The organism is Duncaniella muris, assembly GCF_003024805.1.
In the GTDB taxonomy this organism is placed as follows: domain Bacteria; phylum Bacteroidota; class Bacteroidia; order Bacteroidales; family Muribaculaceae; genus Duncaniella; species Duncaniella muris.
On sequence record NZ_PUEC01000044.1, the window covers coordinates 1 to 18,512 of the forward strand.

General features: G+C 49.6%; 10 protein-coding genes and 6 tRNA genes. 9 read left to right on the forward strand and 7 right to left on the reverse strand.

Annotated features, from left to right (window positions below):
• Positions 1–279: 279 nt before the first annotated feature.
• The 5 genes from C5O23_RS12935 to C5O23_RS12955 form a co-directional block, all read right to left on the reverse strand.
• Positions 280–363: transfer RNA gene (locus tag C5O23_RS12935), tRNA-Leu, on the reverse strand.
• A 41-nt stretch (positions 364–404) separates the two neighbouring features.
• Positions 405–477 (reverse strand) — tRNA-Gly (locus C5O23_RS12940).
• Between the two features lie 77 nt (positions 478–554).
• Positions 555–638, reverse strand: a tRNA-Leu gene (locus C5O23_RS12945).
• A gap of 34 nt (positions 639–672) precedes the next feature.
• Positions 673–748: transfer RNA gene (locus C5O23_RS12950), tRNA-Gly, on the reverse strand.
• A 44-nt stretch (positions 749–792) separates the two neighbouring features.
• Positions 793–865, reverse strand: a tRNA-Gly gene (locus C5O23_RS12955).
• Positions 866–1,091: 226 nt separating this feature from the next.
• Between C5O23_RS12955 and gpmA the strand changes: the two genes are divergently transcribed.
• Positions 1,092–1,781 carry a 2,3-diphosphoglycerate-dependent phosphoglycerate mutase gene (gene gpmA, locus C5O23_RS12960; protein WP_107033341.1) on the forward strand — a complete coding sequence of 230 codons (690 nt, stop codon included), beginning with the start codon at positions 1,092–1,094 and terminating at the stop codon, positions 1,779–1,781.
• 58 nt (positions 1,782–1,839) lie between these two features.
• Here the strand turns inward: gpmA and C5O23_RS12965 are convergent.
• Positions 1,840–1,913 (reverse strand) — tRNA-His (locus tag C5O23_RS12965).
• Between the two features lie 227 nt (positions 1,914–2,140).
• Here C5O23_RS12965 and lepA point away from each other — a divergent pair.
• The 3 genes from lepA (at position 2,141) to C5O23_RS12980 (ending at position 7,932) form a co-directional block, all read left to right on the forward strand.
• Positions 2,141–3,928: a translation elongation factor 4 gene (lepA, locus tag C5O23_RS12970; RefSeq protein ID WP_107033342.1), complete on the forward strand. Its 1,788-nt coding sequence runs from the start codon at positions 2,141–2,143 to the stop codon at positions 3,926–3,928.
• Positions 3,929–4,233: 305 nt separating this feature from the next.
• Positions 4,234–6,021: a hypothetical protein gene (locus C5O23_RS12975; RefSeq protein WP_107033343.1), complete on the forward strand. Its 1,788-nt coding sequence runs from the start codon at positions 4,234–4,236 to the stop codon at positions 6,019–6,021.
• Positions 6,022–6,336: 315 nt separating this feature from the next.
• Positions 6,337–7,932, forward strand: coding sequence for a hypothetical protein (locus tag C5O23_RS12980; protein WP_107033344.1), 1,596 nt, complete (start codon positions 6,337–6,339; stop codon positions 7,930–7,932).
• A gap of 108 nt (positions 7,933–8,040) precedes the next feature.
• Here C5O23_RS12980 and C5O23_RS12985 read toward each other — a convergent pair whose 3' ends face one another.
• Complete coding sequence (locus tag C5O23_RS12985; RefSeq protein WP_107033345.1) at positions 8,041–10,653, reverse strand: ATP-dependent Clp protease ATP-binding subunit; 2,613 nt, start codon at positions 10,651–10,653, stop codon at positions 8,041–8,043.
• A gap of 252 nt (positions 10,654–10,905) precedes the next feature.
• Between C5O23_RS12985 and gyrA the strand changes: the two genes are divergently transcribed.
• The 5 genes from gyrA to nhaA all read left to right on the forward strand — a co-directional run bounded on the left by gyrA (position 10,906) and on the right by nhaA (position 18,217).
• Complete coding sequence (gene gyrA / locus C5O23_RS12990) at positions 10,906–13,530, forward strand: DNA gyrase subunit A (protein ID WP_107033346.1); 2,625 nt, start codon at positions 10,906–10,908, stop codon at positions 13,528–13,530.
• Between the two features lie 30 nt (positions 13,531–13,560).
• Complete coding sequence (locus C5O23_RS12995) at positions 13,561–14,787, forward strand: tetratricopeptide repeat protein (protein WP_124075521.1); 1,227 nt, start codon at positions 13,561–13,563, stop codon at positions 14,785–14,787.
• Between the two features lie 128 nt (positions 14,788–14,915).
• Positions 14,916–15,461: a DUF1599 domain-containing protein gene (locus C5O23_RS13000; RefSeq protein WP_107033348.1), complete on the forward strand. Its 546-nt coding sequence runs from the start codon at positions 14,916–14,918 to the stop codon at positions 15,459–15,461.
• On the forward strand, positions 15,418–16,773 hold the full coding sequence (locus tag C5O23_RS13005) for a BT_3928 family protein (RefSeq protein ID WP_107033349.1): 1,356 nt from the start codon (positions 15,418–15,420) through the stop codon (positions 16,771–16,773). Before C5O23_RS13000 ends, C5O23_RS13005 begins: the two co-directional genes overlap by 44 nt.
• 73 nt (positions 16,774–16,846) lie before the next feature.
• Positions 16,847–18,217, forward strand: a complete 1,371-nt coding sequence (gene nhaA / locus C5O23_RS13010) for a Na+/H+ antiporter NhaA (RefSeq protein ID WP_107033350.1) — start codon at positions 16,847–16,849, stop codon at positions 18,215–18,217.
• Positions 18,218–18,512: the final 295 nt, after the last annotated feature.

An 18,512-nucleotide genomic window follows, 5' to 3' on the forward strand; every position in this document is an offset into this window, starting at 1 on the left:
TGCGGATTATTGCTCCACAGACTCCCTGATCTATGCAACTAACCGTGCGTTGGCTGCGCTTGGATCTGAACTCTATATCAATTTTGCCCATACGGCTTAGTATAAATTAATTTTTACGACTTACTTACGATAAAAGTATGTGTAAACAGACAGCCGAAATCTGACAATGAAATGCAATGCGGAGGAGTAGGGAGCGAATGGGGCGGGGTGGAGGGCGGGGCTGGATAAAATAAAAAATCCGCAATAATCGTCAGACGATCTGTTGCGGATTTTTCAAGGTGTCCGAGATGAGATTCGAACTCACACAGCCTTACGGCCACTACCCCCTCAAAGTAGCGTGTCTACCAATTCCACCACCCGGACATAGGTGTTTGTCTGTCAAGACATCTGTTGGTTGTCATTAGAGCGAAAAACGGGACTCGAACCCGCGACCCCAACCTTGGCAAGGTTGTGCTCTACCAACTGAGCTATTTTCGCGAGTTTGGTGACTCGACAGACAAGTGGTTTTAAATCAGTAACGGTCGAAAAACGATCCATTACAGATTTAATCGAGGTGTCCGAGATGAGATTCGAACTCACACAGCCTTACGGCCACTACCCCCTCAAAGTAGCGTGTCTACCAATTCCACCACCCGGACATGGTGTCTGTCAAGATTTCTGTTGAAGGTTTTATGGAGCGAAAAACGGGACTCGAACCCGCGACCCCAACCTTGGCAAGGTTGTGCTCTACCAACTGAGCTATTTTCGCAAGTGCGAAAACTCGACAGACAAGTATTTTAAATGTTCTCTTTGAGCGAAAAACGGGACTCGAACCCGCGACCCCAACCTTGGCAAGGTTGTGCTCTACCAACTGAGCTATTTTCGCAAATCTGTTGGCTTTAAACGGTGTCATTTCCGTTTTGCGATGCAAAGGTAGGAAGTTATTTTCGGCTGTGCAAATATTCTTAGCTAATTTAATAGTCGTTAACAAAAGTAGCGCTGAGGGGGTTGTGGAATGTGAACTGATGTTAAATATTATTGCTGCGCTTTCAACTATAAGCCGCACGGAGATGTTTCTGCTATAAATGATTATTTTTTAGAATAAAATAGGTATGAAAAAACTGATACTTCTGCGACACGGACAGAGCCAATGGAATCTTGAAAACCGCTTTACGGGATGGACCGATGTGGAACTTTCGCCCAAAGGCCGCGTAGAGGCCCGGAGGGCGGGGGAGCTGATAGCAGCGTCAGGCCTTGAGCCGCGATATTGTTTCACTTCCTATCTGCGCCGTGCCATCCAGACTCTTGATATAGCGCTTGATGCGATGGACAGGCTGTGGCTGCCGGTGGTGAAAGACTGGCACCTTAACGAGCGCCACTATGGTGCATTGCAGGGGCTGAACAAGGCTGACACGGCTGCTAAGTTCGGCGATGAGCAGGTGCACATCTGGCGTCGGAGTTATGATGTGGCGCCTCCGGCTTTGGCTGTGAATGACGAGCGCTATCCGGGGGCTGATCCGCGCTATGCCTCTCTTCCGGAGGAGGACTTGCCGCTGACGGAGTCACTTGAGGATACGGTCAGGCGTGTGGCACCATGCTGGGAAGAGCTGATTGCGCCGACGCTTGCGGTCTATGACACTGTCTTTGTGGCGGCCCACGGCAACTCGCTTCGCGCGCTGGTGATGATGCTTTTGAAGAAGACACCTGAGGAGATTGTTGCGGAAGAGATCCCAACCGGAGTGCCACGTGTCATCGGTCTGAGCGATCGCCTGGCGGTGGAGTCTGACCGATATCTTAAATAATATTGCGGGGATTGAAAGAGAAAAGTGGTGATGAATCTTCTGATTCATCACCACTTTGGGTGAACAGTGGGGGTCGAACCCACGACCTTCGGAACCACAATCCGACGCTCTAACCAACTGAGCTATGCTCACCATGTTTTGGTTTTGCGCTGCAAAGGTAGGGCGTTTTTTTGAATCTACCAAATATTTTTCAATAAAATTTGCGCTATTTTTTTGTGGCGAGGTGCGCCGAGGCTGCGATGGGCTGCAAAAAGGTCCGAGACCGATAGGAAAATGGAGGGAAAACGCAGCGTCATTACATATGTTATTATATAAGGTGGGGGAAATGTGGAAAAAAATCATTAAATTTGCAGCCAATTATGAAGAATATCCGCAATTTTTGTATCATAGCCCATATTGACCACGGCAAGAGCACTCTTGCCGACCGTCTGCTTGAATATACCAATACTGTAGCCGCCAAGGACCTGCAGGCACAGGTGCTTGACGACATGGATCTGGAGCGTGAGCGAGGGATCACTATCAAGAGCCACGCCATACAGATGAACTTCCATCTTGATGGCGAGGACTACATCCTGAACCTGATCGACACTCCCGGACACGTTGACTTCTCATATGAAGTCTCGCGTTCGATTGCGGCCTGCGAGGGCGCGCTGCTGATTGTCGATGCCTCACAGGGCATCCAGGCCCAGACCATATCGAATCTCTACATGGCGATTGACAATGATCTGGAGATAATTCCGGTCATCAACAAAGTGGACCTCGACAGTGCGAAACCCGATGAGGTGGAAGATCAGATTGTAGACCTGCTCGGCTGCGATCCATCGGAAGTGATCCGCGCCAGCGGCAAGACCGGTATAGGCGTGCCTGACATTCTGCGTGCCATCGTAGAGAGAGTGCCCGCCCCCCAGGGCGATCCGCAGGCTCCGCTGCAGGCTCTGATTTTCGACTCCGTATTCAATCCCTTCCGCGGTATCATTGCCTATTTCAAGATTGTCAACGGCACGATCCGGAAGAACGATTTCGTGAAATTCGTGGCTACCGGCAAGCAGTATAATGCAGATGAGATCGGGGTGCTCAAACTCGACATGCAGCCCTGCCAGGAACTCTCTGCCGGCAATGTAGGCTATATAATTTCCGGCATCAAGACCTCGCGCGAGGTGAAAGTGGGCGATACGATCACCCATGTCAACACACCCTGCGATGCGGCAATCGACGGTTTCGAAGAAGTGAAACCGATGGTCTTTGCCGGTGTCTATCCGATCGAGACCGAAGATTTTGAAAATCTCCGTTCCTCGCTCGAAAAGCTTCAGCTCAATGATGCATCGCTGACATTCCAGCCAGAGTCATCAATGGCGCTCGGTTTCGGATTCCGCTGCGGCTTCCTCGGACTGCTTCACATGGAGATAATCCAGGAGCGTCTCGGCCGTGAGTTTGACATGGATGTGATCACGACGGTGCCCAACGTATCTTACCGCGTCTTTGACAAGCACGGCAACATGACCGAGGTCCATAACCCTTCCGGTCTTCCGGAGGCAACGCTCATAGACCATATCGAAGAGCCTTATATCAGAGCCTCGATCATTACTGCGGCCGATTATATCGGACCGATCATGACCCTCTGTCTGGCGAAGCGCGGCGAGCTTGTCAAGCAGGAATATATCTCAGGCAACCGCATGGAGCTGATCTTCGACATGCCTCTCGGTGAGATCGTGATCGACTTCTATGACAAACTCAAGAGCATCTCGAAGGGCTATGCCTCGTTTGACTATCACCTGCATGACTTCCGTGAGTCGAAGCTTGTCAAGCTCGACATCCTGCTCAACGGAGAGAGCGTGGACGCGCTGTCGACTCTTACCCATGTTGACAATGCCGTGACCTTCGGGCGCCGCATGTGTGAGAAACTCAAGGAACTGATACCCCGTCAGCAGTTCGACATCGCTATTCAGGCGGCTATCGGGGCCAAGATCATAGCCCGCGAGACCATTAAGGCTGTGCGCAAGGATGTGACGGCCAAATGTTACGGCGGTGATATCTCGCGTAAGCGCAAGCTGCTCGAAAAGCAGAAGAAAGGCAAGAAGCGCATGAAGCAGATCGGTTCGGTCGAAGTGCCGCAGAAAGCATTCCTCGCAGTGCTGAAACTGGACTGACACCTATTATATATAATAAGTATATCAAAAAGCGGGAGAGAGAGGCCTTTGCGGTGTCTCTCTCTCATTTTTTATTCTTATTGGCGTGCAGGTGTGACAAATTGACAGTTTTTCGGGCCGAAAGGAAACATGCGACGAGTAGTTTGTGAGCAAAAATTGATAGAATGCTTAAATTTTGTGTCAAAAAGTTGCAAAAGCCAAAAAAATTTCTCACCTTTACGGCCGAACTTAAAAAGTATAACAGATTAAGCGATAGTTTAAAACAACATCTAATAAATCAACCTAAATCTATAACATTTCTGATCATGAAGAAATTTTTACTTCCGGTTGCAGGGCTTCTTTGTGGAATTGCCGGTGCTCAGGCTGATGTGGTCACCATCAACTGCTATGAGGTTTCTGGCAGCTATTGGGGATTTGCTAACAAAAAGATCTTTGATCCGATAGATCATGAACTGATAATCAATGAAGACGGGACATATACGGTAAAGAAATTTTTAAATTCAGAACTTGATCTCACATTTTCGGTAGACGGCACAAGAAAGGTGTATAATGGGGTTGAGAATTTCAGCTACCGTTTCCCGAAAGAAGTATGGAATTCTCCTATACTTGATTTCGCTCCTCCGGTCTATACGAGTTCTGTTGAAAACTCGGCAGAAGCCGAATATGAGGTGCTTATACCCGGCACTGATGATCCGTACATGTATAAGATGATGCCTGTTGACGGTTATGTGTATTATAGTCTTGGCCAATTTATTCCTGTTCCGAAAAAGGAACTTTCTTTTCCGGTGATAATTTATAGAAATGTTTCGGTCGCAGAATATAGGGGAGCGGATGACAAGGGCAAGCATTATAGAATATGGGTTGCCAACAAATTCCGCATTCCCGTGGGCAATAAGGTCGATGAATACGGAAACGAAAATCCGGCATACAGCGAAAAGAACCTTTCGGGATGGGCAATCTTTGACATGACTATTCCGAGTGATCCGGTCAATGTTTCATATGTAGATTCGTCGGACAATAAGCTGTTTGAGGATACCAAGAGCGTTATTCTCCACAGAGAAGACCGTTCGACCAGCGTGTATAACTTCCTGAATTCCGGAGTGAAGATCGGTCTGAAGACCACGGGTGATGAAGTGGCTGCCGGCAAGTCATCTGTTGTATTTACCGAGGGCTTCGACAGTGCGAAAGATCCCGAACAGTATCAGGAACTTGAAGGAGCCGTCTATAGCCTTGTCACAGCAGGCGGTCAGACTGTTACCGGTCCGGTTATGGTGCGTCCTGCGGGTTGCTATGCCGAGCAGATCGAGGAATATTCATTGAACAAGGCTCACTATAAGGCTTATGTCGATATAAAAGTAGGAGATGTCACCGGCTATACAGTGTTTGAGATGAACGGAACTCCGCTTAAGAAAGGTGCTGTCAATACTCTGACTTTCTCTTATATGGACAAGAGCTACGACTGGAATAAAATCAGTGAATATGATTCTCACATTGATATAATAGACGATAATAATTTTGTGGCCTATGACTTCCTTGGTTCAGGCTTTAATGTGGCATTCCAGTTGAGCGAGCCAAAAGAGCCGAACAGCGATGACTCTTTTTCCGCTTTCCAGGAGCTTGATCTTGCCGCCGGTTTCGGCAAATGGGACCAGGTGCTTGATGACAAGGACAATCTTGTAGAAAGCAATACGCATAAGATTGTAACTATTCCCGACTATCCGAGAGCGGTTCTTGAGTCCAGACTTGACGACGGCAAAGGCGGATACATGATTTTCAGCCCTAAAATCGAGGTTTATGACCATGCTCCTGATCTGGATCTCTGGGGTATGCCTGATGTCTGTCATTATAAAGACGGTAACGGTGTGCGCAAGGTATATGCAGTCTATTTCCGGGATGAAAACAATGTGAACTACAAAGTAGAGTGGGAGCCTAAGGCTGACCAGTCGGGCATTGCAGATATTATTACCGATTCTGAGAATGCTCCTGCTGAGTGGTTTAATCTTCAGGGTATCCGTGTCAGCGGCGAAAACCTGACCCCCGGCATCTACGTGAAGCGCCAGGGCTCGAAGACTGTCAAGGTGCTCGTGAAGTAATCGGCAGGCAGTTTTTTGAACTGAATGATAAAGAAGCCGGCATTCCCGATTCGGGGGTGCCGGCTTGATTTTGGGCGCTTGATCACGAGGTGTGTCAATCTGTTGGAAAAAGGTCATCAAAAATGACAGATTGATAGCAGATGGCGTGTTGAATCGTGTCGGATTGACAGATCGTTAAACAAAACTCTACAAAAATTAAAAATTTTGTAGCAGAAAGTTGCAAAACAAAAAAAAACTTCTCAACTTTACAGCGAAACAGCGAAATTGATATCAAATTCACAATAAATCTAATTTTAACCAAACACTTTTTTGCTTATGAAGAAGTTTTTACTCCCGATTGTGGGCTTGTTGCTCGGTAGTGTTGCCGCCCAGGCTGACGATGTATCAGTCAAATATTATAAGATAGGCAGTACTACTGCCACAGAACTTCAGGAGGAGCTGTTTAATCCGACCACAAATGAATTAGTGAAGAATGAAGACGGGTCCTATACTCTGAAAAAATATCAGAATTCAATATATGATCTGAAATTTACCATCAAAGACAATGTGCTGGCTTTCCCGGACATAAAGACACCTGGTCTGTTTGTGCTTAAGGATAAGGATGGTCAGAACTGCCGCTTCAACCTTACTACCATCAAGGAATATAAGGATGCCAATGAAGAGATGAACCAGATTCTTGTTGACGGTCTTCTGTATTCATGTATCAATGGAAAACTTAATGGGGTGAAGCTGAAAAGCGAAACTTTTACTCAGACACAGAGACTGGCTGAGTATGAAGTGAGTATAGTGACTTATTTTCAGTATAAAACTCCCAATGGTCCTGATCTGCTGGATACAAGACGTGATTATGGTGCTGTTGTTTTTAATATGACTGTTGCTGAGGGTCGTGAAGGCGTAGATGTGGCCTATCAGACAGCGTCAGGCGCTGAATTGTTCAAGAATTCTTTCAGCCCGGTTGAAATTGGTAGCGACAATTCGTTTAAACTGAGCTATTTCGCCGGATCTGAAGCTGCTGTTTCATTTAAGGTAGGTAGCGCAGGTGCTGACGGAAAAGCTCCTGTGGTATTCACCGCTGGGGTCAGTTCAGATGATCCGGACTCATATCAGGTCATCGAAGGTGCCACATTCAGCCTTCAGGATGCTTCCGGCCAGACCAAAACCGGGGCTCTTGCCGTGAAAACGGCCGGTAGCTATGCTGTTGTTATCGAAGGCTCCGAAACCATTCAGTCTGCACGCTATAAAGTCTATATCGACACCAAGTTCGGCGATCAGACCGGTTTTGCAGTTATAGAAGCAGAAGGTCCCGCTGTGCCAAAAGGTCGACTCGTGGACATGGACTATGCCGTTTATAGTAATCCTACAAGTGTTTATGAAACAGTGCCGACCTATGTTGATATGATTGATGAAACCACTGTTGTGGTCTACAACTTCGGCAGGTCAGGCTATAATATTCCGTTTACTATCAGCGGAAAGACTGTTGCTGCGAACCCGGCGGAAGGAGGCCCAATAGCAACCGCTGCAATACGCGTGGCTGATGATTATGTTGGCACTGACAAGCCTTCAAACAAGTCTCTGACTGTCAAGCTTCCTGATGGAGAACAGTTCAACACACATGTAAAAAACGTCGACGCTCAGTCTAATCCGAGTATATATTATAATCCGACCTTTACAGATGTCAAATACTATAAAGACCGTGTAGACTTCCACATTACATTCGGCACTACCAAATTCGTAGCCGCAAACTGGAGCATGCCGACATCGGAGTCAGGTATTGTAGATGTTGTCGCTGACGAAAACGCACCTGTTGAATGGTATAGCCTCCAGGGTGTCCGCGTCAATGGCGAGAATCTTGCCCCCGGCATCTACATCAAGCGCCAGGGCTCGAAGGCAGTGAAGGTGCTTGTAAAGTAATCAGGAATCTGCTGAAATAGAAATCGAAACTCTATCAGACATAAGATCGGCGACCTCGCTGGAGGCCGCCGATCTTTTTGGTTGATATTCTGCAGATCAGGTTTGCTATTATGCCTGCCCGTCTGTCAGACTGTCGGCCCGGGCGGGGGCTGACGGACGGCGTATCTCAGTGTCGAGTTCTTCGGCTCCGGGATGGTAGGAGACGAAGATCTCGTCGCCGGCCGAGATAGAGGCGTCGATGATCAGCTCAGCGAGTTTGTCTTCGAGATACTTCTGAATGGAGCGTTTGAGCGGACGGGCGCCATAGTTGGCGTCGTAGCCCTTTTCGGCAATGAAGTTCTTGGCCTCGTCAGTGATTGTCAGTGTGTAGCCAAGTTCTTTGACACGCTTGTTGAAGCCTGCCAGCTCGATGTCTATGATCTTGAAGATAGCCTCTTTTGACAGAGAATCGAACATGATCACATCGTCGATGCGGTTGAGGAATTCCGGAGCGAAAGCCTTGTTGAGGGCTTTGCGGAGCACACTCTGGCTATAGTCCTTGTCATTTGATGACGGTGAGGCGAAGCCTATGCCGCTGCCGAAGTCTTTGAGCTGGCGCGAACCGATGTTGGACGTCATGATGATGATAGTGTTCTTGAAGTCGATGCGGCGGCCGAGCGAGTCGGTCAGGCGGCCTTCGTCCATCACCTGGAGCAGGAGGTTGAATACGTCAGGGTGAGCCTTTTCTATCTCGTCAAGCAGGACTATGGAGTAGGGGTGGCGGCGCACTTTTTCAGTGAGCTGTCCGCCCTCCTCATAGCCTACGTAGCCGGGAGGCGCTCCGACGAGGCGGGAGACGGTGAACTTCTCCATGTATTCGCTCATGTCGATGCGGATCAGAGTGTCGGCCGAGTCAAACATGTATTCCGCGAGTTTCTTGGCCAGGTGGGTCTTGCCTACACCGGTCGGGCCGAGGAAGAGGAAGGTGCCGATCGGCTTGTTGGGGTCTTTCAGACCGATGCGGTTGCGCTGGATGGCTTTGACCACCTTTTCGATAGCCGGATCCTGTCCGATGATGCTGCCTTTGAGAGTGGGAGCCATCTCTTTGAGACGCTTGCCTTCGGCCTGGGCTATGCGCTGGACGGGCACACCGGTCATCATGGCTACCACTTCGGCCACTTTTTCGGCATCGACGGTCTCGCGCATCGCATTGAGTTGTTCCTCCCAGCGGGCTTTCGATTCTTCGAGGGTGGCTTTGAGCTGCTGCTCCTGGTCGCGGTATGAAGCAGCCTTCTCGAAGTTCTGCGACTGGGCGGCGCGGAGTTTCTGTGCGGCCACCTCCTCAATGCGCTGTTCGAGCTGCTCGATTTCCTTGGGCACGGCGATGTTGGTGACGTGCACACGGCTGCCGGCCTCGTCCATCGCATCAATGGCCTTGTCGGGGAAATTTCGGTCGGAGACATAGCGCTCGGTCAGCTGCACGCAGGCATCGAGTGCTTCGGGGGTATAATTGACATTGTGGTGCTCCTCATACTTGTCTTTGATGTTGTCAAGGATAATGCGTGTCTCCTCTGCGGTGGTCGGCTCGACCATCACTTTTTGGAAACGGCGTTCGAGAGCACCGTCATTTTCGATGTTCTTGCGGTATTCGTCAAGAGTTGTGGCTCCGATGCACTGGATCTCGCCTCGCGCCAGAGCCGGTTTGAGAAGGTTGGCGGCATCCATTGATCCGGCGGCATTTCCGGCACCTACTATGGTGTGGAGTTCGTCAATGAAGAGGATGATGTCTTTGTTTTTAGAAAGCTCATCGAGTATGGCCTTGATGCGTTCCTCGAACTGTCCGCGATATTTGGTTCCGGCCACGATCGAGGCCATGTCGAGCGACACAACGCGCTTGCCGAAGAGAATGCGCGAGACCTTGCGCTGGACTATGCGCAGGGCCAGGCCTTCGACGATGGCTGATTTTCCTACGCCAGGCTCGCCGATGAGCACCGGATTGTTTTTCTTGCGGCGGCTGAGGATCTGGGCCAGGCGCTCGATTTCGACATCGCGTCCCACCACCGGGTCGAGGCGGTTTTCTTCAGCAGCAAGAGTCATGTCGTTGCCGTATTTGTCGAGCACCGGAGTGTCGTTGCCACGGCGCTGAGCTGTTGGGGCGCCCTGGCGTTTGCCTGAAGCCGACGAACTCTGCTGTCCGCCTTGAGGAGCGGAAGAGCGTGGCGGCATCTCATCGTCCTCGTCTTCTTCGGCGAAGTCGGCGTTGAGCGGAGTGGCAAGATCTGAATCGGTGGCCAGCAGGCGATATATGGCCTCGTATGTAATGCCGGCGCGGTGGAAAGCGGTCATGAATTCCGAATTCTGAGCATCGGAATTGTGGAAAATTGCCAGCAGCAGGTGGGTGGCGTCAACTTCGTTGCTTTTGAGCATACGGGCTTCGAGCGCACTAAGTTTGATAATGCGTCCGGTCAGATCGCTGAGACTGACATCAGAAATGCCTACGGTGCCCTGATAGTCGGCGTCAGTAGCGGCGTTGAAGAGGGCCTTGTCGAGATTTTCTCTCAGCTCATAGGCAGAGGCGCCCTTGGCTGCACGGTCGATCAGGCGTGCCGGCTCGCCTTCAATATCGGAGAGAAGCGACAGCAGCAGGTGTTCCGGCATGACATAGCGGGTGTTATGGCGGGCGGCCTGTCTGGGAGAGTCGCTTATGATCTCCTTGAAATTCTGTGAATAAACAGTGTCCATCTGAAATTTACCTTTCTTGTTAAGTGATGAAAGAGGGGTAGTGTGTGTGTCAGTGTCCCGTAATTGTTGAGTCGGATAAATGTCACTGACATGGATTGACACTACAAAAATTGTGCCAAACTTCGCTAACGGTGGTCAGTGATATCATAATAACAATTAAAAAACAATTCTTGATCGGCAAAGATACGATTTTTGTAAAATAATTCGTACCTTTGTGGGGAAAATACTCGGTTTTTAAACACGTTCAAACACATGATTGAAGAAGATCGTATAATTAAAATTAATATAGAAAACGAGATGAAGAACGCCTACATCGACTATTCGATGTCGGTGATCGTGTCGCGTGCGCTCCCTGATGTGCGCGACGGTCTCAAACCTGTGCACCGCCGTGTGCTTTACGGGATGAATGAGATGGGCAATACCTCTGACCGCCCCCACAAGAAGTCGGCCAACTGCGTCGGCGAGGTCATGGGTAAGTACCATCCCCACGGCGACTCCTCTATCTACGGCACCGTGGTGCGTCTCGCGCAGCCTTGGGCCATGCGCAACACACTTGTCGACGGTCATGGAAACTTCGGATCGGTCGACGGTGACGGCGCTGCGGCAATGCGTTATACTGAGGTGCGTCTTGAAAAGCTCGGTGAAGAAATGCTGGCCGACATCGGCAGTGACACCGTGGATTTCCAGCCCAACTATGACAACTCCCGCAAGGAGCCGGTAGTGCTTCCTACCCGCTTTCCGAATCTTCTCGTCAACGGCGCTTCCGGCATCGCTGTCGGTATGGCCACCAACATGCCGACACATAATCTCGGAGAGTCGATCAACGCTTGTGTGGCCTATATCGACAATCCTGACATCGATATCGAAGGCCTGATGCAATACATCCCGGCCCCTGACTTCCCCACAGGAGGTACAATCTATGGCTACAATGGCGTAAAGGAAGCTTATGAGACCGGTCGCGGCCGAATCGTTATCCGCTCTAAAGCCGAGATTGAGGTTGAAGACAATCATGAGAATATAATTGTCACCGAAATACCCTACGGTGTCAATAAGGCCGAACTTATCGCCTATATAGCCACTCTTGTCACTGATAAAAAACTCGACGGTATCGCTGACATCAACGACGAGAGTAATTATAAAGGTATGCGCATAGTCATCAAGCTCAAGAGCGATGCAAATGCAAATGTGGTGCTAAACAAGCTCTATAAGATGACTCAGATGCAGGCCTCGTTCAGCGTCAACAATGTGGCCTTGGTCAACGGTCGCCCCAAGACTCTGAATCTTAAGGATCTGATCTCTGAATTTGTGGCTCACCGCCATGATGTGGTGATACGCCGTACCAGATTCGAACTTAACAAAGCCCAGGAGCGCGCCCATATACTCGAAGGTCTGATCATAGCCTCGCAGAACATTGACGAGGTGATCCGCATTATCCGCGCAGCTTCCGACACCCAGAGCGCCCGTGATGCCTTGCGCGACCGCTTCGGCCTGACTGACCCGCAGACCGCCGCTATCGTCGAAATGCGTCTGCGTCAGCTCACAGGACTCGAACAGGATAAGCTCCGCAATGAATACGAGACTCTCGAACAGGAAATAGCCCGTCTGGAACTGATTCTGTCAGATGACGCTACCTGCCGCGAACTCATAAAGAGCGAACTCATCGAAGTGCGTGACCGCTACAGCGATGCCCGCCGCACTGACATAGACTATACCGCCGGCGATTTCAACGCTGAGGATTTCTATGCCGATGATGACATGATCATCACCATCTCGCATCTCGGTTACATCAAGCGCACGCAACTCAGCGAATTCCGCGCTCAGAACCGCGGAGGTGTCGGCGCAAAGGGCTCTGATACACGCAACGAAGACTTCATCGAGCACATTTATCCTGCCTCGATGCACAATTCAATGCTCTTCTTCACCCAGAAGGGCCGCTGCTACTGGCTCAAGGTCTATGAAATTCCCGAAGGAGCTAAGAATTCAAAAGGCCGCGCTATCCAGAACATGCTCAATATCGACTCTGACGACTGCGTCAAGGCATTTATCTGCACCAAGTCGCTCGGAGATTCGGAATTCGTCAACACCCACAATCTTGTGTTTGCCACCAAGAAGGGCGTCATAAAGAAAACCCGCCTTGAAGCGTACTCACGTCCGCGATCCAAGGGTGTCAACGCCATCATCATCCGCGAGGGCGACGAACTGCTCGCAGTCGAGATGACAGACGGCAACAGCGAGATCCTTCTGGCCAACCGCAACGGTCGCGCTATCCGCTTTCCTGAAAGCAAGGTGCGTGAGATGGGCCGTATGTCGGCCGGAGTCCGCGGCATGACTCTTGACGGTGATGATGACGAGGTTGTAGGCATGATCTGCATGCCGGCTGACACAACAAATGATGTCATGGTACTCAGTGAACGCGGCTATGGCAAGCGCACACCGCTTGACACCACCGTGACCAACGAGGCCGGCGAAAGCGAAAAAGTGCCAGTCTACCGTGTCACCAACCGTGGCGGAAAGGGTGTCAGAACCATGAACATCACTGAAAAGACCGGCGCGCTTGTGGCCATCGAGAGTGTCTGTGACGACAATGACCTCGTGATCATCAACAAGAGCGGCATCACCCTTCGCATCCATGTGGCCGACATTCGTCAGCAGGGCCGTGCGACACAGGGTGTGCGCATCATAAACCTTGACAAGCGCAATGATACGATCGCTTCTGTCTGCTGCGTAGATACCGATCCTGAAGAGGAAGTTGAACAGGTTGAGGCCCAGGATATAGCTCCGGAAATGACCGAAGCTGAACTTCTTGATGCTGATATCGTTGAAGAAGAGGTAGATGACGAATTCGACGAAGAGATCGCCGAAGAAAGCGAAGAATAATCATTAATCCCCTAATATTAACTTTCCATTATGAAAAAAATCTGCGTCTTAACCTTTGGGTTGCTCGCTGCCTCCTCAATGACAGCTCAGGTAGCCGTGGTGAAGGAAGCTGAAAAGGAATTCAAGAATGCCTCTACTTATGCCGCTTATCAGAAAGCGATTAAGGCAATCACTCCCGCCTTTTCAAATCCTGAAACTGAGAAAGAAGCAAACACTTACTGGATTCCCGGAAAAGCCGGTTTTAAACTCTATGACGATCTCTTTGCCAAGAAGACCATCGGCCAGGATGTTAGCCTCGTCGACATGGGCAACGCGCTTCTTGACGGATATAACTATGGTCTCAAGGCCCTTGACTGTGACACTGTTGTCGATGCCAAAGGCAAGGTCAAGACCAAACTCTCAAAAGATATCGTGAGCCAGATCACCGGCCATGCCAATGACTTTCTGAACGCAGGCGCCGCATTCTGGGAATCACGTGAATTCGGCAAAGCATACGAGGCTTTCACCGACTATCTCGCCATCCCTGCAAATCCCCGCTTCGGAAAGAACGCCCCCGCCGCACTTCCCGACTCTACAGCTTCGTCAATCGAATATAACCGCGCTCTTGCCGCATGGCAGGCAGAAATGCTTCCACAGGCAGCCGAGTCATTTGACCAGCTTCTTACTGTGGGCTATGACGAACCCGCAGCTTATGACTATGCCTATAGTGTGGCATATCAGATGAACGATGAGGAACGCAAGCTCCGCTACTCTCAGATTGCATTTGATAAGTTCGGAACCTCAAATCCCGCCTTCCTCCAGCGTTTGGTCAACAGCTACATTGAACGTAAGGAATATAACAAGGCTACCGACATGCTCAACAATGCGATTGCTTCTGATCCGAACAACGGCACTTACTATCTGTCGCTCGGTGTGCTCAAAGAACAGCAGAATGACACTATCGCAGCCAAGAATGCTTACAAGAAGGCTGTTGAACTTGACAGCGAAAACGCTTACAACAACCTCTACTACGGACGTATGCTTGTGCAGGAATATGACGCTCTTGATCAGGCTGCTGCCAACATGCCGCAGAACGAGTACAACAAGTACAACTATGAGACCATGCGTCCCATCCTTCTTGAAGCCGTAAAATATCTCGAAAAAGCTTATCAGCTCGACAGCGAGCAGACTGATGCTCTCCGCTATCTCAAAAACATCTACTATGTTCTTAATGACGGTGAGAATCTTCTGCGTGTCGAAAATCTTCTGGGACAGTAATATCCCGGAAGCTGACAATTCATAAAAAGTTATGAAACCGAAGCCCGGACCGGAAGGTTTTTAGCGGCCGGTTTCATAACTTTTTTGTTTTCATATAAAAATATCATCATATATACCAATAAACACGCATGGCGACATCTACATTGGAACAGTTTGATGCGGTGATTGGAGACTGCCGTAGGATCTATGCCGAAAAATTGGCTGACTACGGTGCTTCGTGGCGCATAATGCGTCCGCGGTCAATCACAGACCAGCTATATATAAAGGCCAAACGCATCCGCACTCTTGAAGAGGGTGAGGCTCTGGTCAACGAGGGCATTCTCGGCGAATTTTATGCCATAGTGAACTATGGTGTCATGGGGCTTATCCAGCTTGAACTCGGATTTGCCGATGAAGCTGACATCAGCCTGGAGCAGGCTGTGGAACTTTATGACAGATATGTCAGAGTGATACGTGATCTCCTTGCCGCCAAAACTCATGACTATGGCGATGCATGGCGCGGAATGAGAGTCAATTCATATACCGACTTCATTCTGACAAAACTCCAGCGCGTCAAGGAAATAGAAGGCAACGGAGGCAAGACGAGTGTCTCGGAAGGAATTGACTCCAACTATATGGATATAATTAATTATGCCGTCTTCGCAATCATCAAACTTACCGAAGAAAAGGATTGACCGTTTCTTCCATCCGGCTCTGGTCTGGATATTCCGTCTGATTGTAGGCGCGACTTTTGTGCTGTCTGGTTTCACCAAAAGCATAGATGTCTGGGGAAGCTATTATAAGATAGCGGAATATCTTGATGTCTGGGGCTGGGACGTGCCGTCGGCTTTGGTCGTGCTTGCCGCCTTCCTGCTTGGCGGGGTGGAATTCGTGTGTGGCTTTCTGTTGCTGTTAGGATGCTACAAGAGGGCCGTGACATGGATCATGCTTCTGATGATGGCATTCATGCTGCCGCTCACGCTCTATATAGCGGTTGCCGATCCGGTTGCCGACTGCGGTTGCTTCGGCGACTTCCTGGTGATTTCAAATAATGCCACTTTCATAAAGAATATTTTCCTGACGCTCTTCCTGCTGTATCTGTTCAGATTCAACAAGCGGGTCGACGGCCTTTTTGTGCCCTATGTCCAGTGGGTGATCGGAGGCCTGTTGTCGTTCTATATCCTGTTCGTGGCGTTTTTCGGTTATAATGTGCAGCCGATGATTGATTTCCGCCGCTTTGAACCTGGCACCGACCTGCTTGCCTCTGCCGACAGTAGTGATGAGGAAAGCGAGGAAGAGGCGGAATATGAGTTCATCTATGAAAAAGACGGCCGGGAGGAAAGTTTCACGCTCGACAATCTGCCGGATTCTACATGGACTTTCGTGGACCGCCGTCTGATCGGAGGTTCAGAGACTGTGACTGACGGATTTGCCGTAATTTCAGACGGCGAAAACATCGCAGCCGATATAATTGATCCTGAGGCTGACCAGTTCATAGTCACTATCCCGGATCTGTCAAAGGTAGACCTGTCATACACCTATCTTCTTAACGAACTCAATGACTATATCAGTAATCGCGGAGGCTCAATGGTGGCTTTGGTCAATGCTGACGAAGAGGGGATAGAGCGCTGGCGTGATGTCTCGATGGCCTCATATGACATATATACCGCAGAGCCTACGCTTATAAAGGAGCTGGCGCGCGGACATGCGGCCATAGTGTTTCTGCATGACGGTGTCGTGGTCTGGAAACGCACTCTCTCGTCTATCAGCTACAAAATAGTGTCAGACACGCAGCTGAGTGAAATTGACAGAGAGCTTGATCCGGACTCCAAAGAGATACTTCACGGCCTGACCATTCTGTTTGCTACTGTGATAGTAATAATAATGGTGTTTGACCGCAGCGGTCGTCTTGTGGCATGGATGCTGAAGCGCCGTAAGAAAAAAGCAGAGAAAATGCAGGCGCAAATCGGACAGCCGGATAGCACGGCAGAGACCGGTAAGGAGTGACGATCTGACAACTATTCGCAAATCAGGATTGTTAACAACTATATACTATATAAGTTAACAATACTGATTTGTTATGTCATACGTTTTCTATGCCGCCCGCCAGGCCCTCCGTCATCACGCTTCCGGCGGAAATGTATTGATCTTTGCCACAGTGCTGGCTCTTGTGGTAGCCAATATACCGGGTCTTAATACATTGTATAATGACTTTTGGAACCAGCCGATGCGATTGCAGATCGGTGATTTCAATGTGTTGTCACACGCCGGACATCCGATGACCGTCCTGCAGTTTATCAACGATGCTCTCATGGCGGTGTTTTTCTTCTCGATCGGTCTTGAGATAAAACGAGAGGTCCTCGTCGGCGAGCTTTCTTCGTTCCGCCAGGCTCTACTGCCTATAATGGGGGCGATAGGGGGCATGATAGTGCCCGTCGGTCTATATCTCGCCCTTGCGGCAGGAAGTGACTATGCAGACGGAGCTGCCATCCCGATGGCTACTGACATTGCGTTCTCGCTGGGAGTGCTTGCGCTTCTTGGATCTCGTGTGCCGGTCTCGTTAAAGATATTTCTGACCACCCTTGCCGTGGTCGATGATATCGGAGGCATAATCGTGATAGCCGCTTTCTATTCGTCGCATATTGATATGGCTTTTATCGGCTATGCGGCTGTCGGGCTGGCCGTGTTGCTCGTCGGAGGCGGATTTTTGAAAATACAGAGCAAATTTTTCTATGTGCTCATAGGCGGGATTGTGTGGTTCCTGTTTCTCAATTCCGGAATTCATCCTACCATAGCCGGAGTGCTCGTAGCATTCTGTGTGCCTTCGGTCCCGGTCTATGCGCCTGAAAAATATATAAAGAAAATCCGTAGCTCCATCCGCAATTTCAACGAAGAGGAAGATGATGTGCTTTCGCGGCGCACAATTCTGAATCATGAGCAGATGGACTGGCTCAAGCAGATAGAGAGTGCATCCGATAAGGTGATTTCTCCTCTTCAGGATCTTGAAGACTCGCTGCATCCGGTCATAAACTATCTGATCATACCTCTGTTTGCCTTTGCCAACGCAGGGATCTATCTGCTGGACATGAATCCGATGACGGTTCTGAGTGGAATCAGCCTGGCGATCATTGTCGGTCTTGTCATCGGCAAGTTTGTCGGAATACTCCTGTTTTCCTGGCTTACAGTCAGAATGAAACTTGCTCCAATGCCTGAAGGCTCTGACTGGAAAATGGTGGCCGCGATCTCGATGCTTGGCGGCATAGGTTTTACAGTCTCACTGTTCATAGCCAACCTTTCGTTCGGCGACATGGGCGAGGCCGGTGTGGCATTGCTGAATGATTCAAAAGTAGGCATTGTGGCCGGATCGCTGCTTTCCGGAGTCATAGGCTATGGTCTGCTGTCGCGTTTTCTCCCTCAGGCTCCTGATGCAAGTGCCGAAGATGAGGATTAAAGAAGAGGCAGCAACACGGCTCTTTCATTTAACCTAAAATAAATAGCATATCTTCCCTTACCCGGTTCATTGAGAATCGGGTAATTTTTCCATGTCTGTATATCAAAGAGTTATTCTGGTATCAAAATCTTATTTTTTTCACTTTTGACTTAAAAATCGCATCAGTCTGGTAAAGCTCATCGAGATATGTCTGATCAGTTCGGCCATGCCTTTATTCTTATCCGATTGTTTTTTGCGAAGTCCTTTCCATATTGAGAACACCGAGTAAACGATTCTCTGTATGGTGTCGAGGTTT

Bases quoted from the DNA above. Each gene is read 5' to 3' on its own strand.
- gpmA (WP_107033341.1), top strand. From the start codon at position 1,092: ATGAAAAAACTGATACTTCTGCGACACGGACAGAGCCAATGGAATCTT.
- gyrA (WP_107033346.1), top strand. From the start codon at position 10,906: ATGATTGAAGAAGATCGTATAATTAAAATTAATATAGAAAACGAGATG.
- nhaA (WP_107033350.1), top strand. From the start codon at position 16,847: ATGTCATACGTTTTCTATGCCGCCCGCCAGGCCCTCCGTCATCACGCT.
- C5O23_RS13000 (WP_107033348.1), top strand. From the start codon at position 14,916: ATGGCGACATCTACATTGGAACAGTTTGATGCGGTGATTGGAGACTGC.
- C5O23_RS12975 (WP_107033343.1), top strand. From the start codon at position 4,234: ATGAAGAAATTTTTACTTCCGGTTGCAGGGCTTCTTTGTGGAATTGCC.
- C5O23_RS12985 (WP_107033345.1), bottom strand. From the start codon at position 10,653: ATGGACACTGTTTATTCACAGAATTTCAAGGAGATCATAAGCGACTCT.
- C5O23_RS13005 (WP_107033349.1), top strand. From the start codon at position 15,418: ATGCCGTCTTCGCAATCATCAAACTTACCGAAGAAAAGGATTGACCGT.
- C5O23_RS12980 (WP_107033344.1), top strand. From the start codon at position 6,337: ATGAAGAAGTTTTTACTCCCGATTGTGGGCTTGTTGCTCGGTAGTGTT.
- C5O23_RS12995 (WP_124075521.1), top strand. From the start codon at position 13,561: ATGAAAAAAATCTGCGTCTTAACCTTTGGGTTGCTCGCTGCCTCCTCA.
- lepA (WP_107033342.1), top strand. From the start codon at position 2,141: ATGAAGAATATCCGCAATTTTTGTATCATAGCCCATATTGACCACGGC.